We start from the raw sequence: 25,522 nt of genomic DNA, 5'->3' as shown, positions 1-25,522 counted from the left end.
CCGCGCGACCTGTGAAGTGTATAACGTTACTCGACGAGGAGGCCAGTCTCAGACCGAGGTCGCCGCGCGGAGGGCGATGCGCACCATGTCCCCGAACGTCTGCTCGCGCTCCTGGGCCGTGGTCTCCTCGCCGGTGATGATGTGGTCGCTGACCGTGCAGATCGCGAGCGCGCGGCGTCCGTGGAACGCGGCGAGCGTGTAGAGGCCCGCCGCCTCCATCTCGACGCCGAGGATGCCGTGCTGCACGAAGGGCGCGGTGAGCTCCGGCCGCGTGCTGTAGAACTGATCGCTCGAGAACAGCTGCCCCACGTGCACCGTGGACGACAGGGGCTCCGTCTCACTCGCCTCCACCGCGGCGCGCAGCAGGGCGAAGTCGGCGAGGGGAGCGTAGTCGAGGCCGTGGAAGCGCACGCGGTTGATCCCGGAGTCGGTGCTCGCGCCGTTGGCGATGATGATGTCGCGCACCGCGAGCTTCTCGGTCAGCGCGCCGCACGACCCCACCCGGACGATCGTCTGCACGTCGTACTGGGTGAACAGCTCCGTCGCGTAGATCGCCATCGACGGCTGCCCCATCCCCGAGCCCTGGACGGAGACCCGATGCCCCTCCCAGGTGCCGGTGAAGCCCAGCATCCCGCGCGTCTCGGAGTACAGCTCGGCGTCGTCGAGGAAGGTCTCGGCGATCCACCTCGCCCGCAGCGGGTCGCCGGGGAACAGCACGATGGGGGCGATCTGACCGGGTTCCGCGGCGATGTGGGTGCTCATCCGCTCAGCGTACTCAGCCCTCGCGACGGCGGACGATCTCCCCGATCCAGAGGGGTGCGAACGGCGAGGTGCAGCCCGGGGCCGTGGGGTAGTCGGCCAGGACCTGGAGCCGCTCGCCGATGTCGATGGCCCGTGCCCGCAGGTCCGGATGGAAGATGCCGATGTTCGCGAGGGTCTCGTTCATCGCCCACTGCAGGCGTGGTGGGGCCTGCTGCAGGTCGCGCTCGATGAGGTCGAGGAGGTGCGACAGGTCGAGGCCGTCGGCGTCCTTCGTCACCCGGACCGTCGTGAGCGACCACGCGGCGGCGGCGACGGTGGGATCGGCGTCGTCGAACCAGCGCCCGCGCAACTCCTCGGCGAGGGGCGACTTCTTGAGCACGTAGTTCACGAACCAGTCGTTGACCTTGGGCGGACGGGTCTCGCGCAGCATCGCGTCGAGCTCGTCGGCGGTGAAGTCGGCCGGGCGGCACACGAGCAGGGCCAGCAGCCGGGCGGACGTCTCGCCCGTCGCCCAGAGCTCCCGCGCGAGGGCCTGATCGGTCTTGATGCGCTTCGCGAGGGCGCGCATCCGGCTCAGGTTGATGCCGTGGTCGTCGCCGCGCTTCTCGTTCGCCGCGCGCTGCTTCGGGTCTTCCAGCGCCGCGAGCTCCGCCAGCGCCTCCTCCACTGTCATCCCGCCAGGGTAACCCCCGTCGACCGACCCCTTTCGGTGCGTCCCGGCCCCCTGCGGACGCACTTAGGGGGCCGGGAGGCGCGAAAGGGGGTGCGTCGACGGGAGGTCAGTCCTCGTCGAGGAGCTCGCCGCGGATGCGACGGAGGTCTTCCATGAGGGAGCCGATGAGGATCCAGTGCTGCGAGGAGGGCGGACGGATCACGAGCGGAGCCGTCAGAGCGGGGATCGCGGAGGTCAGCGGCTCGGGCTCCGCGGAGGGCGCCGTGGTCTGCACCGCGAGGCGCACGTCGTGTCCGGCGCGGCGGAGCTGTTCGGCGATCGCGGCCACCGCGGGCTCCTCGCCGAGCCGGTCGTCGTAGTGGTCGAAGTAGGCGCGGGTCATGCCGATGGTCTGCGTGACGATGGGCGAGAGCCGGTCGAGCAGCGCCTTCAGCTCCTGCAGGTCGGCACGATGGGTCGAACGCCGCGGGTTCAGCGTGAGCGACTCCTCCCCGGCGGCGATCGCGGCGGCGGCGGCATCCTTCATGGGCCGCAGCAGCCGCACCTCGACCATGAGCTCCTGGAGCCGCGCCGGCGTCTGCGGGGCGGGCAGGGCGTCCGCCAGGCGGTCGAGGCTCGCGGCGAGCTCCCGCCCGAGCAGCCCCACGTTCCGCCGCGCCGGCTCGACGAGAACCGGGGGCACGATCAGCGCGTTCACGACGATGCCGATCACCACCCCGATCAGGGTCTCCACGATCCGGGCGACCGCGTACTCCGGACTCGACGACCCCAGCGCCAGTACGAGCATCGCCGAGATCGCGACCTGGTTGCCGGTGCCGGGGGACGCCCGGAAGGTCCACGCCACGAGCATCGCGACGACGATCGCCAGCAGCACGATCCAGCTCGGCGAGCCGAGGAGCAGGCCGAGCCCGACCGCGATGACGACCCCGACGATCACGCCGATGCTGCGCTCGAGCGCCTTCGACAGCGACTGGTTGACGCTGGGCTGCACGACCAGGAGCGCGGCGATCGCGGCGAACACCGGCAGCTGCCCGGGGAAGACCCAGCCCGCGATCAGCCACGCGGCGATGGTCGCCGCGGCCGACTTCACCACCTGCAGCAGGGGGGAGCGCTGGGAGGCGCGGATCGCGGCGGGGATGCGCATGACCTCCACGGTAGTCGCGCCGATGTCAACCCCATCGCCCTTCTCGCGCCCAGCAGGCTGAATGGAGGCACACGAACGACGAACAAGTGAGGAGCATCCCCATGGTGCAGATCATCGAGACCATCGACGTCGACGTTCCCGTCCGCACGGCGTACAACCAGTGGACGCAGTTCGAGAGCTTCCCGAAGTTCCTCGACGAGGTCGTCTCCATCACGCAGATCGACGAGACCCACACGCACTGGAAGGTGAACGTGGGGGGCGCGGAGCGTGAGTTCGACGCCGAGATCACCGAGCAGCACCCGGATGAGCGCGTCGCGTGGAACAGCGTCGGCGGCGAGACCGAGCACGCGGGCGTCGTGACGTTCCACAAGCTCGACGACGACACCACGCGGGTGACCGTCCAGCTCGACTGGGCGCCGGAGGGGCTGCTGGAGAAGGTCGGTGCGCTGGTCGGCGCGGGATCCCATGCGGTGAAGAAGGATCTGAAGAACTTCAAGGAGTTCATCGAGGGCCGTGGCGTCGAGACCGGCGCCTGGCGCGGTGACGTGGACGCCTGACACCTCTGCGTCGAGGCCCGGGACCGCTGTCTGCGGCCCCGGGCCTCGTCGCGTGCGGGGCTGCGGACGTCGGACGGGCGTGCTTGCATGGGCGCATGGACACGAGGGAGCGTCTGCGCGGCGAGGGGCGGGCCGTACTCGCGACCGTGGTCTGCTTCGTCGGGGGAGCCCTCGCCGGGGCCCTGCTCCTCGCCGGTCCGCCGCGGCCGCTGACCGGTGAGGGAGGCCTCGCGGTGCCCGCCGCGGGAGTCGCCGGCGGCATCGCGGCTCTGGCCTTCGTCCTCAGCACGCTCCTGCACCGTCGGGAGGAGGCCGCGGGGATGCCGCGCTGGCAGCGGGCGGTGTCACGGCTCTCCGCCGCCGCGCTCACCGTGGCTTTCGGGGCCGTGACGGCGATGGGCGTGCTGCTCACCGCGGAGGTGCTCGCGGCGGGCCTGCGGGGTCTCGCGCTCGGAGCGATCGGCGGCGGGCTGCTCACGGGGGTCGCGGCCGCGGTCGGCGGACGGCTCGCGTTCGGCGCCGGAATCGGTCTCCGGACGGCCGACCTCGCCGGACTCCTGTTCGGGTTCCTCGTGATCGGCACGCTGTTCGCGATGGTGACCGCCGTCGACCCGCGGTGGTGGGAGGAGAACTTCTCGCAGCTCGGGGTGGGCTGGGCGTTCAACGGCACCCTGGTCGTGGCCGGGCTGCTGGTCGCCACCGTCGGCGCGTACATCGGGCGCGACCTGCACCGGCTGCTCGGCGACGACGCGCTGTCCCGGATCGCGACCGTGGTCGTGCTGTGGGCCGCGGCCGGACTAGCGCTCGCCGCCGTCGGGCTCCTGCCGCTGTACCGGGCCCCCGTTCCGCACGACATCGCGGCCGTCGCGGCGCTGCTCCTCTTCCTCGGGGCTGCCGCTGCGACGACGCTGACCGTCCCGGGCCGACCCCTGGCCCTCGTGGTGACCTCCGTCGCGGTGGGGGTGCTCGTGGTCGCGGCCGTGCTGCTGTGGTGGCCGCTCGGCTTCTTCCCGGTGACCGCGGTGGAGGCGGTCGTCGTCGGGCTCGGGCTGCTGTGGATGACGACGCTCGTGCGGGTGCTCGCGATCGTCGTGCCGGAGGGGACCCGTCCGTCCGCGCGGCCCTCGCTCTGGCAGGGCAGGCAGTCGCGCGAGCTCAGGCGGGTTCGCGCGCCAGGAGCCTGATGCGGCGTGAGGGCCTGCGTCAGCATAAGGAAGGGAGGCGGAGGGGGCGCGGAAGATAGGGCATCCGTCCGATGTGGAGGGGGCACCTCAGAGCGGAGTGTAGGGATACACCGAACCGTCGAGGAGACATCATGTTCGACCACCCGTATCTCAGCCATCAGGTCACCGTCTTCGAGCAGGAGCAGATCGAACGCGCGGTCGCCCGGCGCCGGATGCTCCTGGAGCACGCGGATCAGATCGTGCCGCGTCCGGCGGGTCCGCTGCGTCGGCTCCTGCGCCGCCTCGCACGCCGGGGAACGCCGGTGCCGCGGGCGTCCCACGCGGGAGCGTGCGATCCGATCGTCGCCCGATGACGGACGGCGTCGTGCTGTCGTTCCCCGGCTCTCCGGATGTCCGGGGGGAGTGGCACGATGGGTCCATGGCCCCAGCCCCCTCCGCCGCGATGGTCGGGCGTGACGCCGAGATCGCCGGGATGCGCCGCCTGTTCGACGGCGTACGCCAGGGCGTGCCCGCCGCGCTGCTCGTCGAGGGCGAGGCCGGGATCGGCAAGACCCGGCTGGTGCGGGAGTTCGGCACCGAGATCGCGAGCGCGGCAGACGTGCACGTCGGCTGGTGCCTCGACCTCGGCGCCTCGCGTGCGCCGTTCGGGCCCCTCGCGGGCATCCTCCGCTCGCTCGTGGAGCGGCTGGGAGCCGAGCGCATGCGTGAGGCGGTCGGCGTGGGCGTCGAGGCGCTCGGCATGTTGCTGCCCGAGCTCGTCGACGCCCCCGCCGCCCGCGACCGCACCAGTCCCGAACGCCTGCGCGACGCGATCGCCTCCCTCATCGAGGCCGCCACGGAGCTGGCGCCGCAGGTCATCGTCGTCGAAGACCTGCACTGGGCCGACGACTCGACCCTGGCGATCCTCTCCTTCCTCCTGCGCACGCTCGACCGCGGCCGCCTGCTGCTGCTCATCACCTGCCGCACCGACGACGTGCGCCGAGGCGACGCGGTGAGCCGGTTCATCGGCGAGGCCACGCGGGCACGACTGCTCGAACGGATGACGGTGCCGCGTCTCGACGACCATGCCGTCGGCGAGCTCGTCGCGCAGATCACGGGACGCGCGCCGACCGCGACGGCGCTGGAGCGGCTGCAGGTCAGGGCGGAGGGCGTCCCCTTCTTCGTGGAGGAGATCGCCGGGTGCGCCCAGGGGCCCCTGCCGGAGAGCCTGCGCGACCTCCTGCTCGCCCGGTTCGACCGTCTCGGAGACGATGCGCGCCGCGTGGTGCAGGTCCTGTCCGGCGCCGAGCGGCCGCTCACGGATCCGCTGCTGCTGCGTCTCGTCGAGCTTCCGGAGGATCGGGTCGACGACGCCGTCCGCGAGGCCGTGCGCAGCGGCATCATCGTCGTCGGCGAAGACGACTACCGGTTCCGGCACGCGCTGCTGCGCGAAGCCGTGCACGACGATCTGCTGCCCGGAGAGCGCGCGCGTCTGCACCGCGCCTACGCCGAGGTGCTGGACGAGGACGGCGGCGGCGACGCGGCGGCCCTGGCCCACCACTGGCAGCTCGCGCAGGACGATCGTCGCGCCATCGCGTCCGCCGCCGACGCCATGCGGCAGGCCAAGGCCCAGTACGCCTTCGCCAGTGCGGCGCGGTTCGGGGAGCTCGTCCTCGAACTCTGGCCACTCGTGCCGGACGCGGAGCAGGCGACGGGATTCGCACGTCTCGACCTGCTCCACGTGCTCGGGTCGGTCCTCCGCAACGCCGGTGACGGCGAGCGGGCGCTGGCGGTCGCCAATGTCGCGCTGAGCGAGGTCGACCCGGCGACGGTCGACCCGCGGCTGCACGCGCGCCTGCTCCGCAACAAGGCGCTGTATCTCGTCAATCTCGGACGCCTCGGGGCCATCCCGCTCCTCCAGGAGGCGCTCGCGCTCGCGGAGCGCGTCGACGACGAGGCGTTCCGCGCGGAGCTGCTGAACCAGCTGGCGAGCCGTCGCATTATCGCGGGCGATCGGGAGGAGGCGATCCGGCTCGCCGACGAGGCCGAGCGTCGGGCCGCGGGCGCCGCGACGACGGATCAGCTCTCGATCGCCGCGAACGTCCGCGGCGGGTCGCTGGCCCATCTCGGCCGGGTCGCGGAGGGTGTGCGCGAGTACGAGCGCGCGCGCGACCTCGCCGCCGGATCGACGGCCGAGATGCGCTACCGCGTCAACTACTCCGACCTGCTGACGCTGCTGGGCCGCTACCGGGAGGCCGTCGCCGTCGCCGAGGAGGGTCTGCGCCGGGCTCGTGAGCTCCGCGTCGAGCGCACCTCGGGTTCGATCATGGCGCAGAACATGATCGTGCCGTTGCTCGAACTCGGCGAGATCGACCAGGTCGAGGACATGCTGGCCCGGGACTTCCTGCAGGGCACGCTGCGGGTCTTCCGGATGTACGTGAGCATGACCAGGGTGCGGGTGCTCGCCTGGCGGGGCCGGGCCGCGGAGGCTGCGGAGACCCTGCAGGAGTGGCTGCCGGCGTTCGAGGAGACCGGAGTCTCGGAGCGGCAGATCTGGTACGACCGGATCACGATGCAGGTCGCCGTCGCCGAGAGTCAGGGCGACCTCTGCGGGGCGCTCGACGTGATCGGGGAGATGCTGGAGGACGACCGGCCGGCGTTGCTGCATCAGCGGCGGCTGCTCCTGGAGGCGGGCGCCCTCGTGACGGCGCTGCGTGCGGGCGGCGCCGACGTCGATGCGGCGGTCGCGGCAGTGCGGACGGCCTGGGAGGCGCAGCCGCCGGAGCTGCAGGACGACGCGTGGTCGACGGTGCTGCACGCCCTGCTCGACCCGAGTCCGGCCGCGGTCGACGAGGCGCTGCGGTGCGCGGACGGCGACGACGTGCCGGTCACCTTCCGTGTGGTGCTGCGGCTCGAGCGAGCCCGGCTGCACGTCGCCGACGGAGAGCGCGCCGAGGCGGCTGCCCTGCTCGCCGCGGCGACGACGACCGCGGAGGAGCTCGGTCATGTGCCGCTGCAGAAGGCTCTGGCGGGGTTCGGCGAGGCGGCAGGGCTGCGTCCGACCGGGCCCCGCGAGGCCGCCGCCGCGGAGCAGCTGACGGCCAGGGAGCGGCAGGTGCTCGCCCTCATCGCGGAGGGGCTGAGCAACCGCCAGATCGGGGAGCGCCTGTTCATCAGCGTGAAGACCGTCAGCGTCCACGTCTCGGCGGTGCTGCGGAAGCTCGGCGTGAGCACGCGCACCGAGGCGGCGCTCGCCCATCGCACGGCCGAAGAGGGGGAGTCCCGTCAGTCCGCCGTGGTAGCGTGACCGAGCATGCATGTCGGATCATCGGCATGATGCAGGCCGCGTGAGCGGCCGGTCAACAGAAAGTAGAAAACACATGGCCACTGGCACTGTGAAATGGTTCAACGCAGAGAAGGGCTTCGGCTTCATCGCTCCCGATGACGGCACCGAAGACCTCTTCGCCCACTACTCGGCTATCGCCGGCTCCGGTTTCAAGGAGCTCCGCGAGAACCAGAAGGTCGAATTCGACGCTGAGCGTGGCCCCAAGGGCATGCAGGCGGCGAACATCCGCGCTCTCTGAGCGTGCGCTGACTTCCTGAAGCCGGCCGGATCCGTACGGGTCCGGCCGGCTTTTCGCTGCCCCGGCACTTTCGAATCGCCCACTTTGCGGCATCCGGGCGCCGGATGCGACAAGGTGAGCGATTCGAAACGGGAGTGAGGGCGCCCTAACCTCCGTGTTAGATTAGGCGAGGCTTACCAAAGGCCGGACGCTCTCGCGTCGACACCCCATCTCCCATCCCGAAGGGAACGCCTGTGCGCACCTCTCGACTCCTCGCCCTCGGCGCAGCCGCCGCGCTCGCCGTGACGCTGTCCGCCTGCTCGTCCTCCGCGCCGGAGTCGACCGCGACCACCGGGGGCAACCCGGCCTCCGACGACGCGTTCCCCGTCACCATCGAGCACGTCTACGGCGAGACGACCATCGACGAGAAGCCCGAGCGCGTGGCGACGATCGCGTGGGCGAACCACGAGGTGCCGCTGGCCCTCGGCATCGTCCCGGTCGGCATGAGCAAGGCCACCTGGGGCGATGACGACGACAACGGCATCCTCCCCTGGGTCGAGGAGAAGCTCGATGAGCTCGGCGGCGAGACCCCGGTGCTCTTCGACGAGACCGACGGCATCGACTACGAGGCCGTGGCCGACACCGCTCCCGACGTGATCCTCGCCGCCTATTCCGGCCTCACGCAGGAGGAGTACGACACGCTTTCCAAGATCGCGCCGGTCGTCGCCTACCCCGACGTCGCGTGGGGCACCTCCGTCGACGACATGGTCGAGATGAACGCCAAGGCCCTGGGGCTCGAGGCCGAGGGCGAGGCCCTGATCGAGGACCTGCACGCCGACGCCGACGCCGCCCTCGCGGCCAACAGTGCACTCGAGGGCAAGAAGGTGCTCTTCGCCTACTTCGACCCGAGCGACCTCAGCCAGATCGGCTACTACACCGCGGCCGACACGCGCCCCGGGTACCTGCACGACCTCGGCCTGCCGCTCCCCGCGATCGTCGAGGAGAACGCGGACAGCGACCAGTTCTACCTGCAGGTGAGCGCCGAGGAGGCGCAGAAGTTCGACGACGTGGACGTGCTGGTGACCTACGGCGACGACTCCACCCTGGCCACGCTGCAGGCCGACCCGCTGCTGTCGAAGATCCCCGCCATCGCGGAGGGCCGCGTCGCGATCCTCCCGGACGCCACGCCCATCGCCGCATCGGCGAACCCGTCGGCGCTGTCGATCCCGTGGGGTCTCGAGGACTACCTGGCCATCCTCGCCGCGCCGCTCGCGAAGTAAGCTCCGCGTCCGCCCCCCAGCGGAGAGTCGTCGTGATCTCAGCACCCGTCCTCGCGTCGGACGCCGCCACCCTGCGGCGTCCGACGGTGGTGCGCACCCTCTGGCTGCTCGCCGGGGTCGGAGTGATCCTCGTGCTCGTCGTGCTCTCGGTGTCGTTCGGAGTGCGCGCGGTCACCCTCGACGACATCGCCGCGGCGCTCTCCGGCCAGACCGACACGATCGCGCAGGCCGCGGTCGTCAAGCGCATCCCCCGCACCGTGCTCGCGCTCCTCGTGGGGGCGGCCCTCGCGCTCGCCGGGGCGACCATGCAGGCCGTCACGCGCAACCCCGTGGCCGACCCCGGCATCCTGGGGGTCTCGAACGGCGCCTCCTTCGCGGTCGTCCTCGGCATCGCGTTCTTCGGACTCAGCAACCCCTACGGGCAGATGGCCTTCGCGATCGTCGGCGCCGCGGCCGCCGCCGTCTTCGTGTACACCGTCGGCTCCCTCGGTCGCGGCGGAGCCACCCCGCTCAAGCTGGCCCTCGCGGGGGCGGCGACCTCCGCCGCGTTCGCCTCGCTCATCAGCGCGGTCATGCTGCCGCGGGTCGACCTGCTGCAGACGTTCCAGTCGTGGCAGATCGGCGGCGTCGGCGGGGCGGAGTGGCCGCGGATCGCGATCACCGCCCCGGTCCTCGCGGTCGGCGCCCTCATCTGCTTCCTGTGCGCCCGGGGCATGAACTCCCTCGCGCTCGGCGACGACATGGCCAAGGGCCTCGGCGAGCACGTGCTGCGCACCCGGATGCTGTCGGCCCTCGGCGCGGTCATCCTCGCCGGCGCGGCGACGGCCATCGCGGGACCGATCGGGTTCGTCGGGCTCATCGTCCCGCACATGTGCCGGATGCTCGTCGGTACCGACCACCGCTGGCTGCTGCCCTTCTCGGCCCTCGCCGGCGCGGCGCTGCTCACCGCGAGCGACATCGTCGGCCGCGTGATCTCGCCGTCGTCCGAGGAGATCCAGGTCGGCATCATCACCGCGATCATCGGGGCGCCGTTCTTCATCTGGATCGTCCGCCGACAGAAGGTGCGGGAGCTGTGAGCACGACCGAGCACACCCTCGTCCGCGGCGACGAGTCCGCCGCCGCCCGCACCGCGCGCATCATCGCCGGCCGCCGGGCACGCCACCGCCGTCATGCCGTGGTCACGCTCGCCCTCGGGGTCGTCGTGATCGTGCTGTTCGTCGTGGCGCTCATGGTCGGCAACACGTTCTACCCGCTCGACGAGGTCATCCGCGTGATCCTCGGCGAGACGGTGCCCGGCGCCTCGTTCACGGTCGGCGACCTGCGGCTCCCCCGTGCGGTCCTCGCGATCCTCACGGGCCTCGCGTTCGGCATGGCGGGCATCACCTTCCAGACCATGCTGCGCAACCCGCTCGCCTCGCCGGACATCATCGGCATCTCGAACGGGGCCGGCGCCGCCGCGGTGTTCGGCATCGTCGTGCTCTCGCTCAACGGCCCGGCCGTCTCGCTCCTCGCGCTCGTCGGCGCGCTCGTGACGGCGCTGGCGATCTACCTCCTCGCCATCGAGGGCGGCTTCGCGGGCACCCGCCTCATCCTCATCGGGATCGGCGTCGCGGCGATGCTGCAGAGCGTCATCTCCTACCTGCTGTCCCGGGCCGCGAACTGGGACATCCAGACCGCGATGCAGTGGCTCACCGGCAGCCTCAACAACGCGTCGTGGGAGCGGGTGCTGCCGATGGCGATCGCCGCCGCGATCCTCGTGCCGCTGCTGCTCTCGCAGGGGCGGGCGCTGGGGACGCTCCAGCTCGGCGACGACTCCGCCGCGGGGCTCGGCGTGCGGGTCACCGCCACGCGCCTCGTCTTCATCCTCGGCGCCGTGGCCCTCCTCGCCTTCGCGACCGCCGCCACCGGGCCGATCGCGTTCGTCGCGTTCATGGCCGGACCCATCGCCGCGCGGCTCACCGGTCCCGGCGCCACGCTGCTGCTGCCCAGCGGCCTCGTCGGGGCGGTGCTCGTGCTCGGCGGCGACCTCATCGCCCAGTTCGCGCTCGGCGCGCGCTACCCGGTCGGCGTGGTCACCGGCGTCGTCGGCGCGCCGTACCTCATCTATCTGCTCATCCGCACCAACCGCACCGGAGGCTCGCTGTGACCGCCGCCCACCGCCTGTCCGCCGAGGGGGTCACCCTCTCGTACGGCGACCGCACCGTCGTCGAGGGCCTCGACCTGCAGATCGCGCCGGGGAAGATCACCACGATCGTCGGCGCGAACGGCTGCGGCAAATCGACGCTGCTGCGCGCCCTCGCCCGGCTGCTGTCCCCGGGGGACGGGGAGGTCGTGTTCGACGGGAAGTCGATCCATGCCCGGCCCACGAAGGAGGTCGCGCGCATCCTCGGCCTCCTGCCCCAGTCGCCCGTGGCCCCCGAGGGCATCGCCGTCGCCGACCTCGTCGGTCGCGGGCGTCACCCCCACCAGCGGGCCCTGTCGCGGTGGAGTGCGCACGACTACGAGGTCGTCGCCGACGCCCTGGACGCGACCGGCATCAGCGACCTCGCCGACCGCAGCGTGGACGAGCTCTCCGGCGGTCAGCGGCAGCGGGTCTGGATCGCGATGGCCCTCGCGCAGGAGACCGACATCCTGCTGCTGGACGAGCCGACGACCTTCCTCGACGTCGCCCACCAGGTCGAGGTGCTCGACCTGCTCACCGACCTCAGCGTGGCCCGCGGCACCACGATCGTCATGGTGCTGCACGACCTCAACCTCGCCGCGCGCTACGCCGACGAGCTGGTCGCCATGAAGAACGGCCGCGTGCACGCGATCGGCGCCCCGCAAGACGTCGTCACCGCCGAGCTCGTGCAGGAGGTCTTCGGCCTCCCCAACCAGATCACCATCGACCCGGTCTCCGGCAAGCCGATGGTCACCCCCATCGGAAGGCATCATGTCCGCTGAATCCACCACGACCGAGCGCCCGACCTACATCCTCACCCGCGCCGAGGTGCGCGCCGTCTCCCGCGTCTCCCCGTCGTTCGTGCGGGTGACGCTCGGCGGCGAGGAGCTCAGCGAGCTGGGCACGCCAGGGGAGGTGTACGACAGCCGGGTCAAGCTCGTCTTCCCGCCCGCGTCCGGCGTTCTCGCGGAGATCGACCGGTCGACGTACGACTGGTGGGGCTCGTACCTGTCCGTCCCGGAGGAGGAGCGCGGCTCGATGCGCACCTACTCCGTCCGTGACCTGCGGGTCGACGACGACGGCCGCACCGAGGTCGACATCGACTTCGTGCTGCACCTGGAGCCGGGGCTCACCGGTCCGGCCTCTCGGTGGGCGAGCACGGCCGCGGTGGGCCAGGAGCTGTGGCTGGTCGGCCCGCGTCGGGGCGTCGTCGCGCACGGCGGCGCGGAGTACGCCCCGGGGGCGGCGACCTCGGTGGTCCTCGTCGGGGATGAGACCGCGGCCCCCGCCATCGCCCGCATCCTGGAGGACGCCCCGCGCGACCTCCGCGGCACGGCGTTCATCGAGGTGCCGTCGCCCGCGGACGTCCTCGCGATCGACGTTCCGGCGGGGGTGGACGTGCACTGGCTGCCGCGCGACGCCGGCGAGCCGCACGGGTTCCGCCTCATCCCCGCGGTGCTCGAGCACCTGGGCGACGACGATGCCGGGGACGAGATCCGCGTCACCGACATCGAGGGGGAGGACCTCCTCTGGGAGACCCCGGAGTACTCGAGCCTGGGAGAGGAGATCGCGCCCGACGACGCGGCCGGCCGCTACTTCTGGATCGCGGGCGAGAGCGGTGTCGTGACGACGCTGCGTCGGCACCTCGTGAAGGACCTCGGGATCGACCGCGCGCAGGTCGCGTTCATGGGCTACTGGCGCCGCGGCGTCGCGATGCGGGGCTGAGATGACCGACGCCATCGATCGCCACAGCCTCGCGGGGGAATCCCTCGTCCTCGGCTACGGCCGCACCCGGGTCGTGCACGACGTCTCCCTGCGCCTCGCGCCGGGCCGGGTGACCGCGCTGATCGGACCGAACGGCAGCGGCAAGTCGACCGTCCTCCGCGCGCTCGCGCGGCTGCACCGCATCGAGGCGGGGACCGTGAGCGTCGGCGGCGCGGAGTCGCGCGACGCCGCCACCCTCTCCGCCAAGGAGTTCGCGAAGACCGTCGCGATGCTGTCGCAGTCCCGGCCGCACCCCTCCGGGATCGAGGTCGCCGACGTGGTCGCCTACGGCCGCCATCCGCACCGCGGGCGGTTCTCCGGCGTGAGCGACGCCGACCGTGCCGCCGTGGCGCGCGCCCTCGCCCTCACCGGCCTGTCCGCGATGGCCGCCCGTCCGGTCGACCAGCTCTCCGGCGGCGAGCTGCAGCGCGTCTGGCTGGCGACCGCACTCGCCCAGGACACCGGGGTGCTGCTGCTCGACGAGCCGACCAACCACCTCGACCTGCGCTACCAGGTGGAGACCCTCGATCTGGTGCGGGAGCTCGCCGACGACCACGGCACCGCGCTCGGCGTCGTGCTGCACGACCTCGACCACGCCGCCTCGGTCGCCGACGACGTCGTGCTGATGCACCGCGGCCGGGTCCACGCGGCGGGGGCTCCCGCCGAGGTTCTCACCGGCGAGAACCTGTCGCACGTGTACGGACTGCGCATCGACACCGCCCTCGACGAGGAGACCGGCCTGGTGCGGGTGCGTCCGCGCGGCCGCCACCACGGTCGCCTCCGCGCCCCCTCCGCCTCCTGATCCCGACCCCTGAAGGAACCACCGATGAAGAAGACCCCCCTCGCCGTGCTCGCCCTCGGCGGCGCCCTCACCCTCGCGCTCGCCGGCTGCGGCACCACGCAGACGCCGTCCGCCGAGGGGTCCGACGCCCCGACCTCGACGAGCGCGGGCTGCACGGACGACACCACGAGCACCTCGACCGGGGCGGTCTCCGTCACCGACGATCTCGGCCGCACGGTGGAGCTCGACAAGCCGGCCGAGCGGATCGCGGTGCTCGAGTGGCAGCAGATCGAGGACGCGCTGTCGCTGTGCGTGACGCCGGTCGCGGTGGCCGACGCCGAGGGGTACAGCACCTGGGTCACGGCGGAGGAGCTGCCGGAAGGCGTCGTGGACGTGGGCACCCGTCAGGAGCCGAACCTGGAGACGCTGTTCGGCACCGATCCCGACCTCGTGATCGTCGAGGTCAACGCCGCGGACGACCCCATCGTCGCGCAGCTCGAGGCTTACGACGTGCCCGTGCTCGCGACGATCGGCGCCGATGCGAAGGACCCGATCGCCAAGATGCTGAACACCTTCGACCTCATCGCGCAGGTCACCGGCCGCGAGGAGCGGGCCGACGTCGTCACCGAGGAGTTCCAGGACCACCTCGACACCGCGAAGGCCGAGCTCGCCGACCGCGACCTCGCCACGACCGACTTCGTGTTCTTCGACGGCTGGGTCGACGGCGGCAACGTGGCGCTGCGTCCGTTCGGCCAGGGCTCGCTCGTCGGCGAGGTGGGCGAGGAGCTCGGGCTGACGAACGCCTGGACCGGCGAGGTCGACCCCGTGTACGGCCTCGGACAGACCGATGTCGAGGGCATGACGACGGTCGGCGGCGCGAACCTGTTCTACACCGGCACCGCGGACCCGGACTCCGAGAGCTTCGTCGACGCCCTCGCGGACAACCCCGCCTGGACCTCGCTCCCCGCGGTGGCGGAGGACCGCCTGACCGCGTTCCCGGCCGGCATCTGGACCTTCGGCGGCCCGCGCTCGACCGCGCAGATCATCGACGGCTACCTCGAGGTGCTCTCGTAGTGACGGAGACCCTCCGCCTCGACGACACGACGGCGACCGCGGAGCCCGGCGCCCCGGCGTCCGCTGTCCCCGTGGAGGCGGAGGGTCGGAAGCCCGCGGTGTGGACGGGCGTCGGCGTGCTCGTCGCTCTCGCCGTCGTGCTGGTCGCGGTCGCCTGCTGGCACCTCACCCAGGGCACGAGCGGCGCGGTGTTCGCCGACACCGACGTCCTCTGGGGCTCGCGGGTGCCGCGGCTCGCCGCCGGTGTCGCGGTGGGCGTGGCCCTCGGGGTCGCCGGCATCCTGCTGCAGTCCCTCGCCCGCAATGCCCTCGCGTCGCCGGACACGCTGGGCGTGACCGCCGGGGCCTACCTCGCCGTCACGGCGCTCGCCGCGTTCGGGATCGCCGTGCCGGTGTGGGCCTCCGGCGCGGTGGCGTTCGCGGGCGGCATCGTCGCCGCGGGCATCGTGCTCGGACTCGCCGGCGGGGCGGGGTCGTCCACGACCCGCCTCATCCTCGCGGGCTCCGCGCTGGCGCTCGCCTTCCAGGCCGCGACCTCGACGCTGCTCATCCTGTTCGACGAGGAGACCAAGGGACTGCTCGCCTGGGGGAGCGGGAGCCTGTCGCAGCTCGGACTCACCGCGTTCCTCCAGGCGGCGCCGGTCGTCGTGGTCGTCACGGTGCTGGCCCTCGTGCTCGCGCGGCGCCTGGACATCCTCACGCTGGGGGACGACACCGCCTCGTCGCTCGGCGTGCCGATCCGGTCGACCAGGACCATCGGGATCCTGCTCGCGGTCACCCTCACGGCGGTCGCGGTGACGCTCGCCGGGCCGATGGGATTCGTGGGGCTGTGCGCGCCGGTGCTCGCGCGGCTGCTGACGCGGGTGGTGCCGAGCCTGAACCGCCACGTGCTGCTGATCCCCGCGGCGGGGCTCCTCGGCGCCCTCGTCGTCATCCTCTCCGACGCCCTCCTGCGCGCGCTCATCGGCGCGGAGGCGGCGATCCTCATCCCGACCGGCGTCGCGACGACGCTGCTCGGCGCGATCGTGCTCGTGCTCATGGCCCGGCGCCTCCGCGACGCCGGTCCCACGCGCGAGCCTCCGCGGGTGCGCTTCGGCGTCCGCAGCCGCCTGCGCTTCCGGATCACCCTCGCCCTCGTCGCCCTCGGCCTGGTCGGGGTGCTCCTGCTCGGACTGCTCGCCGGGCACACCTGGCTGCTCACCGGCGACATCGCGCTGTGGCTGCAGAGCCAGGCTCCCGCGCCCATCGCCTTCGCCCTCGACGAGAGGGCGCCGCGGATCGTGGCCGCCGTGGTCGCCGGCGCCGCGCTCGCGCTCTCCGGCGCCGTGATCCAGGGGGTGAGCCGCAACCCGCTCGCCGACCCGGGCATCCTCGGCGTCACCGGCGGCGGCGGGCTCGGCGCGGTGCTGGTGATCACGAGCATCACGTCGTCGACGGGCGGGATGATCGCGGGAGCCGTCACGGGCTCGCTGCTCGCCTTCGCCCTCGTCTACCTGCTGTCGTGGCGGGGAGGCCTGAACGCGGACCGGTTCCTGCTGATCGGCATCGGGGTCTCGCACTTCACGGTCTCCCTCACGACCTTCCTCCTGCTGCGGTCGAACCCGTGGGACACCCCGAAGATCTACACCTGGCTCTCCGGCACGACCTACGGGCGTGTGTGGGAGCAGGTCGTCCCGCTGGCGATCGTCCTCGTGATCGCGGTGCCGTTCGTGGTGATGAGTCGCCGGGAGCTCGACGTGCTGTCGCTCGATGAGGACACGCCGCGACTGGTCGGCATCCGGCTGGAGCCGGTCCGGTTGACGCTGCTGCTGGTGGCGGCCGTCCTGGCGGCGCTGAGCGTGACGGCGATCGGGGTCATCGGCTTCGTGGGGCTGGTGGCGCCGCATGCCGCGCGGGCACTGGTGGGCGCACGGCACTCGCGGGTGATCCCGACGGCGGTGCTCCTCGGCGGGCTGCTCGTCGGCATCGCGGACACGATCGGCCGGACGGTGATCGCCCCCGCGCAGCTTCCGGCGGGTCTCGTGGTCGCGCTGATCGGCGCCCCGTACTTCGTCTGGCTGCTCTGGCGCTCCCGCTGACCCGCTTCGAATCGCGCAAATGGCCCCATTCCCGGGGGAAATGGGGCCATTCAGGCGATTCGAACGGGGCTACCGGGCCAGGAACTGCGTCAGCGCGGCGTTGACCTCGTCGGCGTGGGTCCAGAGGAGGCCGTGCGGGGCGCCCTCGACCTCGACGTACTCGGCCTCGGGGACGGCCTGGCGGAAGCGGCGGGCGGTCGCGTCGATCGGCAGGATGTTGTCCTTCGTGCCGTGCAGGATGAGGGTGGGCTTGCCGGCGGCGGCCACGGCCTTCACGTCGTCGCGGAAGTCCTCGATCCAGGTCGGGACCACGGCATACGCGGCGACCGGGGCGCTGGTGACGGAGAGGTTCCAGTTCGCGTCGACGACCTGCTGGCTGATGCGCGTGCCGAGGTTCTCGTCGAGGTTGTAGAAGTCCGTGTAGAACTGGGTGAACCAGGCGTAGCGGTCGCCCTTGGCGGCGGCCTCGATCCCGTCGAAGACCTCCTGCGGCACGCCTTCCGGGTTGTCGTCGCGCTGCACGAGGAAGGGCTCGAGCGACGCGAGGAAGGCGAGCTTCGCGACGCGCTCGTGACCGTAGCGGCCGACGTAGCGGGCGAGCTCCCCGGTGCCCATGGAGAACCCGACGAGCACGACGTCGCGGAGGTCGAGGGTCTCGAGCACCGTGTTCAGGTCGGCGGCGAAGGTGTCGTAGTCGTAGCCGGAGCCGACCTTGGAGGACTGCCCGAAGCCGCGGCGGTCGTAGGTGATGACGCGGTACCCCTGGGCGAGGAGCTCGCGGGTCTGGCGCTCCCAGCTGTGGCCGTTGAGCGGATAGCCGTGGATCAGGACGACGGGCTGGCCGCTGCCCTGGTCTTCGTAGTAGAGCTCGATCGGGGTGGTGTTCTCGGTGCCGACGGTGATGTAACCCATGATGTGTTCCTTTCGGTGCCGGTGAGAACGATCGTTCTCGCCTGATGTGATCAATCTAGAGAACGTTCGTTCTCGTGTCAAGTAGACTTCTGGACATGACCGAAGACGAGGCCCGCGAACGCATCCTCTCCGCCGCGGAGGAGCTGTACTACCGCAAGGGCTACGCGGCGGTCGGCATGGACGAGCTGCGGGCTGCCGCCGGGGTGTCGCTGCGGCGCGTGTACTCGCTGTTCCCGGCGAAGACCGACATCGTCGCCGCGGTGCTCACCCGGAAGCACGCCGAGTGGGAGCAGGGGCTCACGGCGGCCGTAGCGCAGAGCGGCGACGACCCGCGCGCCCGCCTCCTCGCGGTCTACGGCTACCTGGAGGACTGGTTCTGCAGCGACGGGTTCCGGGGCTGCGCCTTCATCAACGCGTTCGGCGAGCTCGGGGGGACGAGCCCCGAGGTGGCCGCGATCGTCCGCGCGCACAAGGCCTCGTTCCAGCAGTACATGGCGGAGCTCGTCGCGGACACCGGTGCCCCGGCGGGTCTGGCCGCCCAGCTCTCGCTCCTCGCGGAGGGCGCGCAGAGCACCGCGGCGATCGGCGCGGACCCGGAGGCCGCCGTGCACGCGCGCCGCGCCGCCGAGGTCCTGATCGACGCCGCCCTCGCTCCGGCCTGACGCCCCCACTCGCTAACTTGGTTAGCGAAATGGGGAGGTCCTGTCAAGGCCACTGCCTTCCGCGCCCGCCCCGCGTAGGGTGCGGGCATGGAGACCTCGACGAAGGGCATCGCCCGCCAGAGCCTCGTGATCGCCGCCGCCGTGTTCATGCTGATCGCCGCGGCCATCGGCGCCGGAGCATTCGGCGGGGACTCCGTCGACGAGCTCCAGAACGGGGCGCTCTCGGCGCAGGGCTCGTACCTCGCCCCGGCCGGGCCGGCCTTCTCGATCTGGTCGCTCATCTACGTGGGACTCCTCGCCTACACCGTGTGGCAGGCCCTCCCCGCCCAGCGCCAGGACGAGCGTCAGCAGGCGGTCGGGGGCTGGATCGCCCTCTCGATGGTCCTCAACGGCCTCTGGCTGGTGACCGCGCGGTACCTGACGCTGTGGCTCACCGTGCTCGTGATCGCGCTGCTGCTCGCGACGCTCGCGCGCATCATCGTGCTCCTCGGCCGGTTCCCCGCCCGCTCCCTCGCCGACCGCCTGCTCACGGACGGGGCGAACGGTCTGCACTTCGGCTGGGTCACGATCGCGACGGTCGCCAACACCGCCGCCTGGCTCACCCAGACCGTCCCGGAGATCGGGGCGGATGCCCCCGACGCCTGGGCCGTCGCCGTGCTCGTCGTCGTGCTGGTGATCGGTGCCGCATCGGCCTGGTTCACCGGCCGCCTCGCCCCGGCGCTGGCGACGGCCTGGGGGCTGAGCTGGCTCGCGATCGGGCGTCTCACGGGCGAGCCGGAGAGCACGCCCACCGCCGTCACCGCGATCATCGTCGCCGTCCTGCTCGTCGTCGTCGGCGTCGTGGCCGTCCTCCGTCGGCGGCGCCGCGCCGGCACGCACGACCGCGCGCCGCTCGGCCGCTAGAGCACCAGTCGGTAGCCCATCCCCGACTCGGTGAGGAGGTGGACGGGCGCCGAGGGTTCCCGCTCCAGCTTCTTGCGGAGCTGCGACATGTACAGCCGGAGGTAGCCGGAGTCGGACACCTGCGCGCTGCCCCAGATCTCCTTGAGGAGATCCTGCCGGGTCACCAGCGCGCCCGGGTGCCGCGCGAGGTGCTCGAGCATCCGCCACTCGGTCGGCGTGAGATGCACACGGGTGCCGGCACGGGTCACGGTCTTCGTCGCGAGGTCGACGACGACGTCCCCGAACGCGACCACGGACTCCCCGTTCGCGGCGACCGCACGGCGGGAGAGCGCCCGGAGCCGGGCCAGCAGTTCATCCACCTGGAAGGGCTTCGTGACGAAGTCGTCCGCCCCCGCATCCAGCGCCTCGACCTTGTCGGCCGAGCCCGTCCGCCCCGACACGACGATGATGGGCACGCTCGTCCAGCCGCGGAGGGCCTGGATCACCTCGATGCCGTCGAGCCGGGGCATGCCGAGGTCGAGCATGATGAGGTCGGGATGGGTCTGCGCCGCGACGGCGATCGCGGCGGCACCGTCGGCGGCCACGACGACCTCGTACCCGTGGGCCGCGAGGGTGATCCGCAGCGCCCGCACCATCTGGGGGTCGTCGTCGGCGATGAGGAGTTTCACTCCGTGCCCTCCGTGTCGGCGGTCCCTGCGGCGAGCGGCAGGGAGATGACCATGGTGAGTCCGCCCCCGGGGGTGTCCTCCGGTGTCAGGCTACCGCCCATGCCCTCGGTGAATCCGCGGGAGAGGGCGAGCCCGAGCCCCAGCCCGGTCGTGTTGTCGGTGTCGCCGAAGCGCTGGAACGGCTGGAAGATCGCATCGCGCCGCTCGGGGGCGATCCCCTCGCCGCGGTCGACGATCCGGATCTCCGCCCGATCCCCCAGCCGGCTGCTCGACACGAGCACACGGCTGCCCGCCGGCGCGTGCCGGTGGGCGTTGGCGAGCACGTTCACGAGCACCCGCTGGAGCAGCACCGGGTCGGCGTGCAGCGGCGGGAGGTCGGGATCGAGCGTGAGCTCGACGTCGGCGGGGCCGAGGCCGAGCTCGTCCACGGCGGCGAGCACCGGGCCTGCCGCGTCGATCCGCTGAGCCGAGACCGCGAGCACCCCCGCCTCCACGCGGCTCACGTCGAGGAGGTCGGTGACGAGGGTGGAGAGGGTCGCGAGACTCTCGTCCGCGGTCTCCAGCAGCTCCGCGCGGTCCTCGGCGGACAGGCCGTGCGCGCCCCGGAGCCCGCCGATCGCCGCGACGGCCGAGGCGAGCGGCCGCCGGAGATCGTGACTGACGGCGGAGAGCAGGGCGCTGCGCACCTGATCGGTCTCGGCGAGGGCCTCCGCCTCCCGCGCCGTGGCTCGCAGGTCGGTGTGCTCGATGGCGGCGGCGAGCTGGGCGACGATCGCGTCGAGCAGGCGGCGCTCCGGACCGGCGATCGGCTCGCCGTTGAGCTCCAGCACGGCGCGCGGGCCCCCACCGGACGCGACCCCGACCGGGATGGTCGTGGCGCGGCCGTCCGGCACGGGCTCGCCGTCGCTCGCCAGCACGTCCCCGGACGGGGTGAGCAGCCGCACACCGCTCAGCCCGAACGCCTCCCGGGTGCGGCTGACGAGGGCGAGCACGGCGTTGTCGCCGCGGAGCACGTTCCCGGCGACGGCCGCGAGGAGCTCCGCCTCGGCGGTCGCCCGCTGCGCAGTCCGTGCCCGGCGGGCGGCCTGGTCGACGATGAGGCTCACGAGGATCGCGATGATGACGTAGAGGGTGAGGGCGAGCACGTGCAGCGGGTGCGCGATCGTGATCGTGAACAGCGGGGCGACGAAGAGGAAGTCGAGGGTGATGCCGGAGAGCACGGCGGCGAACACCGCGGGGCGGATGCCGCCGATAAGGGCGACCACCACGACGAGGAGCTGGTAGGCGAGCACCTCGGCGGTGATCGACTCCGGGCTGCGGACCGTGAACATCAGCCAGGAGAGCAGCGGACCGAACACCAGGGCCACGCCGAAGCCCAGCGCCTGACGCCGCCAGCCGAGCGCGCCGCCGGTGATGCGGGGGAGGGCGAGACGGCCGCCCGCCGCGGCGTGGGTCACGATGTGCACGTCGATGTCGCCCGAGCGGCGGATGACCTCGGCGCCGATCCCCGGTCCGGTGAGCGCGGCGGCGAGGCGGCCGCGGCGGCTCACGCCGATCACGAGCTGCGTCGCGTCGGCGCCCTGGGCGAACTCGACGAGCGTCGCGGGGATGTCGTCGCCGACCACCTGATGGTAGGTCCCGCCGAGCGACTCGACGAGGGAGCGCTGCGCGGCGAGGGCGCCGGGGGTCTCGTCGCGCAGCCCGTCCTGGGCGGTCACGTGCACGGCGAGCAGCTCCCCGCCGGCGGACCGGGCGGCGATGCGGGCCCCGCGGCGCAGCAGCGTCTCGCCCTCCGGGCCGCCGGTGAGGGCGACGACCACGCGTTCGCGTGCCTGCCACGCTCCGGCGATGCCCTGTTCGGCGCGGTAGCTGCGGAGCGCGCTGTCGACCTCGTCGGCGAGCCACAGCAGGGCCAGCTCCCGCAGGGCGGTGAGGTTGCCGAGCCGGAAGTAGTGCGAGAGCGCGGCGTCGATGCGCTCCGCGGGGTAGACGAGACCCGCGGCGAGGCGGTCGCGGAGTGTCTGCGGCGCCAGGTCGACGACCTCGATCTCGTCGGCGGCGCGGACCACCGCGTCCGGGATGGTCTCGCGCTGGGCGATGCCGGTGATCTTCTCCACGACCGCGTTCAGCGACTCGATGTGCTGCACGTTCACGGTGGTGACGACGTCGATCCCCGCGTCCAGCAGCTCCTCGACGTCCTGCCACCGCTTGGGGTTCCGCGAGCCGGGGGCGTTCGTGTGCGCGAACTCGTCCACGAGCGCGATCTCCGGGCCGAGGGCGAGCACCGCGTCGAGGTCGAGCTCGGAGAGGACGACCCCGCGGTGGGCGTCCTCCCGTCGCGGCACTTCGGGCAGTCCGGAGGTCAGGGCGGCCGTGGCCGCACGGCCATGGGTCTCGACGATCGCGATGACCACGTCGCGGCCCTCGTCGCGGAGCCTCCGGCCCTCGGCGAGCATCTCGAAGGTCTTCCCGACCCCCGGCGCGGCGCCGAGGAGGACGCGCAGTCGTCCGCGGCGGTTCCGGTCCGTCGCGGGGCGCGGCGGCCGCTCTGCGCTCATGCACCCTCCCGGTCGTCGAGTGCGAGATTCAGCTCCGCGACGTTGATGCGCTCCTCGCCGAGGAACCCCAGGTCCCGCCCTTGAATCCTAGACTCCACCAGCGCCCGGACCTCGTCTTCCGGCAGGTCGCGGGCGACCGCCACCCGCGGCACCTGCAGCAGGGCGTACGCGACGCTGATGTGCGGGTCGAGACCGGAGCCGGACGCGGTCACGGCATCCGCGGGCACCGCGGACGGATCCACCCCCTCCCTCGCGGCGATCTCGGCCTTCCGTTCGGCGATGGCGGCGACGAGGTCGGGATTCTCCGGCCCGAGGTTGCTGCCGCTCGACGCTGCTCCGTCGTATCCGTCGCCCGCCGCCGAGGGGCGGGACTGGAAGTACTCCGGCAGGGCCTCGCCGTCGGCATCCGTGAAGGATTGGCCGATGAGCGCGCTGCCCCGGTCGCCGGGGAGCATCGAGCCGTTCGCCTGCGCGGGGAGGAGGAGCTGGCCGATGCCGGTGACGAGCAGCGTATACCCGACGCCGAGGACGAGGGTGAGGACGAGCATCGCGCGGACGGCGACACCGGCGGTGCGCACCGTGGTGCGGGTGGTGGACGACATGGCGTTCCTTTCGAGCCCGGTCAGAAGCCGGGGAGGAGGCTGACGAGGAGGTCGATGAGCTTGATGCCCACGAACGGGGCGATGACGCCGCCGAGGCCGTAGACCAGCAGGTTCCGCTGCAGGATCTGCGAGGCGCTCGCCGGCCGGTAGGTCACGCCGCGCAGCGCGAGCGGGATGAGGAACACGATCACGATGGCGTTGAAGATGATCGCGCTCGTGACCGCCGAGGCCGGCGAGTGCAGCTGCATGATGTTCAGCGCCGCGAGTCCGGGGAACACGCCCATGAACATCGCCGGGATGATGGCGAAGTACTTCGCGATGTCGTTCGCGAGCGAGAACGTCGTCAGCGCGCCGCGGGTGATGAGCAACTGCTTCCCGATGCGGACGATGTCGATGAGCTTGGTCGGGTCGGAGTCGAGGTCGACCATGTTGCCGGCCTCCTTGGCGGCGGAGGTGCCCGTGTTCATCGCGACGCCGACGTCGGCCTGGGCGAGCGCGGGGGCGTCGTTCGTGCCGTCCCCGGTCATCGCGACGAGGCGCCCGCCCTCCTGCTCGCGGCGGATGAGGTCGAGCTTGTCCTCCGGGGTGGCCTCGGCGAGGTAGTCGTCGACGCCGGCCTCGGCCGCGATGGCCTTCGCGGTGAGGGGGTTGTCTCCGGTGATCATGACCGTGCGGATGCCCATGCTGCGCAGCTCGTCGAACCGCTCCCGCAGGCCGTCCTTGACGATGTCCTTGAGGTGCACGACCCCGAGGATCCGCGCTTCGGCGGACTGGGTCCCTGAGCCTGTCGAAGGGACTGAGCCTGCCGAAGGGCCCTGCACCGCGACGACGAGGGGCGTGCCGCCACCCGAGGCGATGTCGTCGGTGAGGGTCGTGAGCTCGTCATCGGGGGTCTGCCCCAGCCAGGCCGCCACGGCCGAGGCGGCGCCCTTGCGGATCTGCGTGCCGTCGGCGAGGTCGAGACCGCTCATGCGCGTCTGCGCCGTGAACGGGACGACGACGGCGTCCGCCGGGGCCTCGACCCGGATCCCGCGGGCGGCGGCGAGTTCGACGATCGATGCGCCCTCCGGCGTCGGATCGGCGAGGGAGGACAGGGCGGCGGTATGCAGCAGCTCCGCGGCGTCCACTCCGGTGAGCGGCAGCACAGCGTGGGCGCGGCGGTTGCCGTGCGTGATGGTGCCGGTCTTGTCGAGGAGCAGCGTGGTGACGTCGCCCGCGGCCTCCACCGCCCGCCCCGACATCGCCAGGACGTTGCGCTGCACGAGTCGGTCCATGCCCGCGATGCCGATGGCGGAGAGGAGCGCGCCGATCGTGGTCGGGATGAGGCAGACGAGCAGGGCGATGAGGACGGGGATGCTCACCGGCGACGCCGCGTACGACGCGATCGGGTTCAGCGCGAGGACCACCACGACGAACACGATCGACAGGCTCGCGAGGAGGATGTTCAGGGCGATCTCGTTCGGGGTGCGCTGCCGGCTCGCCCCCTCGACGAGCGCGATCATGCGGTCGACGAACGTCTCGCCGGGCTTCGACGTGATGCGCACGACGATCTGATCCGACAGCACCCGCGTGCCGCCGGTGACGGCGCTGCGGTCGCCGCCGGACTCGCGGACCACGGGGGCGCTCTCGCCGGTGATGGCCGACTCGTCCACGGTGGCGATGCCCGCGACGATGTCGCCGTCGCCCGGGATCAGCTCGCCCGCGGTGACGATCACGAGGTCGTCGCGCTGCAGCTCCGCCGACGACACCGTCTCCGTCGGCGCTTCGACAAGCTCAGCGACCCACTCCGCGCCCTGGGTCCCTGAGCTTGTCGAAGGGCCCACCACCCGTCGCGCCATCGTCTGGGTGCGGGTGTTCCGCAGGCTCGCGGCCTGGGCCTTGCCCCGCCCCTCGGCGACCGACTCCGCGACGTTCGCGAAGAACACGGTCAGCCAGAGCCAGATCGCGATGCCCCACGTGAACGCGGCCGGGACGGGGGTGCCGCCGGAGGAGGCGGGTCCGCCGAGGAAGGGCTCCGCGATCGCGAGGACGGTCGTGAACGCGGCGCCGACCCAGACGAGGAGCATCACGGGGTTGCGCACGAGCGTCGCGGGGTTGAGCTTCCGGAGCGCGCCGGGGAGCGCCTGAGCGAGCTGGGCGCCGCCGAACGAGCGTGGGGGACGGGCGGGGGCCGCGGGGGCGTCCTGCTGTTCGGGAGGGGTGGTCAGGAGGGTCATG

The 25,522-nt window shown here is 72.3% G+C and carries 23 protein-coding genes; 15 read left to right on the top strand and 8 right to left on the bottom strand.

Annotation, left to right across the window (positions count from 1 at the left end; all coding sequences use genetic code 11):
* Positions 1-48 precede the first annotated feature (48 nt).
* The 3 genes from deoD to D8M34_RS11715 all read right to left on the bottom strand — a co-directional run bounded on the left by deoD (position 49) and on the right by D8M34_RS11715 (position 2,579).
* Entirely contained in the window at positions 49-762 is a 714-nt protein-coding gene (gene deoD, locus D8M34_RS11725) for a purine-nucleoside phosphorylase (protein WP_126894082.1), read from the bottom strand.
* Between the two features lie 13 nt (positions 763-775).
* Positions 776-1,435 (bottom strand): DNA alkylation repair protein, encoded by a 660-nt coding sequence (locus D8M34_RS11720; RefSeq protein ID WP_126894081.1) that lies wholly within the window; start codon positions 1,433-1,435, stop codon positions 776-778.
* Between the two features lie 106 nt (positions 1,436-1,541).
* Entirely contained in the window at positions 1,542-2,579 is a 1,038-nt protein-coding gene (locus D8M34_RS11715; protein ID WP_126894080.1) for an FUSC family protein, read from the bottom strand.
* A gap of 101 nt (positions 2,580-2,680) precedes the next feature.
* Here D8M34_RS11715 and D8M34_RS11710 point away from each other — a divergent pair, with 101 nt between their 5' ends.
* The 13 genes from D8M34_RS11710 (at position 2,681) to D8M34_RS11650 (ending at position 17,000) form a co-directional block, all read left to right on the top strand.
* Positions 2,681-3,136, top strand: a complete 456-nt coding sequence (locus D8M34_RS11710) for an SRPBCC family protein (RefSeq protein ID WP_105949107.1) — start codon at positions 2,681-2,683, stop codon at positions 3,134-3,136.
* A 95-nt stretch (positions 3,137-3,231) separates the two neighbouring features.
* Complete coding sequence (locus D8M34_RS11705) at positions 3,232-4,320, top strand: DUF998 domain-containing protein (RefSeq protein WP_238695647.1); 1,089 nt, start codon at positions 3,232-3,234, stop codon at positions 4,318-4,320.
* A gap of 131 nt (positions 4,321-4,451) precedes the next feature.
* Positions 4,452-4,673, top strand: a complete 222-nt coding sequence (locus D8M34_RS11700; RefSeq protein ID WP_025104030.1) for a hypothetical protein — start codon at positions 4,452-4,454, stop codon at positions 4,671-4,673.
* Positions 4,674-4,738: 65 nt separating this feature from the next.
* A complete protein-coding gene (locus tag D8M34_RS19780; RefSeq protein WP_161973067.1) occupies positions 4,739-7,606 on the top strand; it encodes a helix-turn-helix transcriptional regulator in 2,868 nt (955 codons plus the stop codon).
* A gap of 73 nt (positions 7,607-7,679) precedes the next feature.
* Entirely contained in the window at positions 7,680-7,883 is a 204-nt protein-coding gene (locus D8M34_RS11690) for a cold-shock protein (RefSeq protein ID WP_025104028.1), read from the top strand.
* Between the two features lie 233 nt (positions 7,884-8,116).
* On the top strand, positions 8,117-9,142 hold the full coding sequence (locus D8M34_RS11685) for an iron-siderophore ABC transporter substrate-binding protein (RefSeq protein WP_126894078.1): 1,026 nt from the start codon (positions 8,117-8,119) through the stop codon (positions 9,140-9,142).
* A gap of 32 nt (positions 9,143-9,174) precedes the next feature.
* Positions 9,175-10,218, top strand: coding sequence for a FecCD family ABC transporter permease (locus tag D8M34_RS11680; protein ID WP_126894077.1), 1,044 nt, complete (start codon positions 9,175-9,177; stop codon positions 10,216-10,218).
* The gene (locus D8M34_RS11675) at positions 10,215-11,288 is read left to right on the top strand and encodes a FecCD family ABC transporter permease (RefSeq protein ID WP_174235389.1); all 1,074 of its coding nucleotides are present in this window, start codon (positions 10,215-10,217) and stop codon (positions 11,286-11,288) included. Before D8M34_RS11680 ends, D8M34_RS11675 begins: the two co-directional genes overlap by 4 nt.
* Positions 11,285-12,085 carry an ABC transporter ATP-binding protein gene (locus tag D8M34_RS11670; protein WP_126894076.1) on the top strand — a complete coding sequence of 267 codons (801 nt, stop codon included), beginning with the start codon at positions 11,285-11,287 and terminating at the stop codon, positions 12,083-12,085. Before D8M34_RS11675 ends, D8M34_RS11670 begins: the two co-directional genes overlap by 4 nt.
* Positions 12,075-13,028, top strand: coding sequence for a siderophore-interacting protein (locus D8M34_RS11665; protein ID WP_126894075.1), 954 nt, complete (start codon positions 12,075-12,077; stop codon positions 13,026-13,028). Before D8M34_RS11670 ends, D8M34_RS11665 begins: the two co-directional genes overlap by 11 nt.
* A 1-nt stretch (position 13,029) precedes the next feature.
* A complete protein-coding gene (locus D8M34_RS11660; RefSeq protein WP_085604667.1) occupies positions 13,030-13,869 on the top strand; it encodes an ABC transporter ATP-binding protein in 840 nt (279 codons plus the stop codon).
* Between the two features lie 24 nt (positions 13,870-13,893).
* Complete coding sequence (locus D8M34_RS11655; protein WP_126894074.1) at positions 13,894-14,922, top strand: ABC transporter substrate-binding protein; 1,029 nt, start codon at positions 13,894-13,896, stop codon at positions 14,920-14,922.
* On the top strand, positions 14,922-17,000 hold the full coding sequence (locus D8M34_RS11650) for an iron ABC transporter permease (RefSeq protein WP_126894073.1): 2,079 nt from the start codon (positions 14,922-14,924) through the stop codon (positions 16,998-17,000). The genes D8M34_RS11655 and D8M34_RS11650 overlap by 1 nt, the downstream gene beginning before the upstream one ends.
* 69 nt (positions 17,001-17,069) lie before the next feature.
* On the opposite strand, the gene D8M34_RS11645 is transcribed toward D8M34_RS11650, so the two are convergent.
* Positions 17,070-17,912 (bottom strand): alpha/beta fold hydrolase, encoded by an 843-nt coding sequence (locus D8M34_RS11645; RefSeq protein WP_025104019.1) that lies wholly within the window; start codon positions 17,910-17,912, stop codon positions 17,070-17,072.
* Between the two features lie 95 nt (positions 17,913-18,007).
* Between D8M34_RS11645 and D8M34_RS11640 the strand changes: the two genes are divergently transcribed.
* Together D8M34_RS11640 and D8M34_RS11635 are read left to right on the top strand one after the other, a co-directional pair.
* A complete protein-coding gene (locus D8M34_RS11640) occupies positions 18,008-18,574 on the top strand; it encodes a TetR/AcrR family transcriptional regulator (protein ID WP_025104018.1) in 567 nt (188 codons plus the stop codon).
* An 87-nt stretch (positions 18,575-18,661) separates the two neighbouring features.
* Entirely contained in the window at positions 18,662-19,477 is an 816-nt protein-coding gene (locus D8M34_RS11635) for a TspO/MBR family protein (protein ID WP_126894072.1), read from the top strand.
* Here the strand turns inward: D8M34_RS11635 and D8M34_RS11630 are convergent.
* From D8M34_RS11630 to kdpB, 4 genes are read right to left on the bottom strand one after another with little or no spacing between them, the layout of a single operon-like run.
* Positions 19,474-20,145: a response regulator gene (locus D8M34_RS11630; RefSeq protein ID WP_126894071.1), complete on the bottom strand. Its 672-nt coding sequence runs from the start codon at positions 20,143-20,145 to the stop codon at positions 19,474-19,476. The two genes, D8M34_RS11635 and D8M34_RS11630, sit on opposite strands and share 4 nt — an antisense overlap.
* The gene (locus tag D8M34_RS11625; protein ID WP_126894070.1) at positions 20,142-22,703 is read right to left on the bottom strand and encodes an ATP-binding protein; all 2,562 of its coding nucleotides are present in this window, start codon (positions 22,701-22,703) and stop codon (positions 20,142-20,144) included. Before D8M34_RS11625 ends, D8M34_RS11630 begins: the two co-directional genes overlap by 4 nt.
* Positions 22,700-23,305: a potassium-transporting ATPase subunit KdpC gene (gene kdpC, locus D8M34_RS11620; protein WP_126894069.1), complete on the bottom strand. Its 606-nt coding sequence runs from the start codon at positions 23,303-23,305 to the stop codon at positions 22,700-22,702. The genes D8M34_RS11625 and kdpC overlap by 4 nt, the downstream gene beginning before the upstream one ends.
* Positions 23,306-23,325: 20 nt before the next feature.
* Positions 23,326-25,521: a potassium-transporting ATPase subunit KdpB gene (gene kdpB, locus D8M34_RS11615; protein WP_126894068.1), complete on the bottom strand. Its 2,196-nt coding sequence runs from the start codon at positions 25,519-25,521 to the stop codon at positions 23,326-23,328.
* Position 25,522 lies beyond the last annotated feature (1 nt).

The organism is Microbacterium sp. HSID17254 (genome assembly GCF_003989315.1).
Taxonomy (GTDB): domain Bacteria; phylum Actinomycetota; class Actinomycetes; order Actinomycetales; family Microbacteriaceae; genus Microbacterium.
Note: the sequence above shows the minus strand (reverse complement) of the source record. Positions and strands in the feature narration are given on the sequence as shown.

What these genes read in the sequence shown, in the direction of transcription:
- deoD (WP_126894082.1), bottom strand. Translation starts at nt 762, where the DNA reads ATGAGCACCCACATCGCCGCGGAACCCGGTCAGATCGCCCCCATCGTG.
- D8M34_RS11720 (WP_126894081.1), bottom strand. Translation starts at nt 1,435, where the DNA reads ATGACAGTGGAGGAGGCGCTGGCGGAGCTCGCGGCGCTGGAAGACCCG.
- D8M34_RS11715 (WP_126894080.1), bottom strand. Translation starts at nt 2,579, where the DNA reads ATGCGCATCCCCGCCGCGATCCGCGCCTCCCAGCGCTCCCCCCTGCTG.
- D8M34_RS11710 (WP_105949107.1), top strand. Translation starts at nt 2,681, where the DNA reads ATGGTGCAGATCATCGAGACCATCGACGTCGACGTTCCCGTCCGCACG.
- D8M34_RS11705 (WP_238695647.1), top strand. Translation starts at nt 3,232, where the DNA reads ATGGACACGAGGGAGCGTCTGCGCGGCGAGGGGCGGGCCGTACTCGCG.
- D8M34_RS11700 (WP_025104030.1), top strand. Translation starts at nt 4,452, where the DNA reads ATGTTCGACCACCCGTATCTCAGCCATCAGGTCACCGTCTTCGAGCAG.
- D8M34_RS19780 (WP_161973067.1), top strand. Translation starts at nt 4,739, where the DNA reads ATGGCCCCAGCCCCCTCCGCCGCGATGGTCGGGCGTGACGCCGAGATC.
- D8M34_RS11690 (WP_025104028.1), top strand. Translation starts at nt 7,680, where the DNA reads ATGGCCACTGGCACTGTGAAATGGTTCAACGCAGAGAAGGGCTTCGGC.
- D8M34_RS11665 (WP_126894075.1), top strand. Translation starts at nt 12,075, where the DNA reads ATGTCCGCTGAATCCACCACGACCGAGCGCCCGACCTACATCCTCACC.
- D8M34_RS11660 (WP_085604667.1), top strand. Translation starts at nt 13,030, where the DNA reads ATGACCGACGCCATCGATCGCCACAGCCTCGCGGGGGAATCCCTCGTC.
- D8M34_RS11655 (WP_126894074.1), top strand. Translation starts at nt 13,894, where the DNA reads ATGAAGAAGACCCCCCTCGCCGTGCTCGCCCTCGGCGGCGCCCTCACC.
- D8M34_RS11645 (WP_025104019.1), bottom strand. Translation starts at nt 17,912, where the DNA reads ATGGGTTACATCACCGTCGGCACCGAGAACACCACCCCGATCGAGCTC.
- D8M34_RS11640 (WP_025104018.1), top strand. Translation starts at nt 18,008, where the DNA reads ATGACCGAAGACGAGGCCCGCGAACGCATCCTCTCCGCCGCGGAGGAG.
- D8M34_RS11635 (WP_126894072.1), top strand. Translation starts at nt 18,662, where the DNA reads ATGGAGACCTCGACGAAGGGCATCGCCCGCCAGAGCCTCGTGATCGCC.
- D8M34_RS11625 (WP_126894070.1), bottom strand. Translation starts at nt 22,703, where the DNA reads ATGAGCGCAGAGCGGCCGCCGCGCCCCGCGACGGACCGGAACCGCCGC.
- kdpC (WP_126894069.1), bottom strand. Translation starts at nt 23,305, where the DNA reads ATGTCGTCCACCACCCGCACCACGGTGCGCACCGCCGGTGTCGCCGTC.
- kdpB (WP_126894068.1), bottom strand. Translation starts at nt 25,521, where the DNA reads ATGACCCTCCTGACCACCCCTCCCGAACAGCAGGACGCCCCCGCGGCC.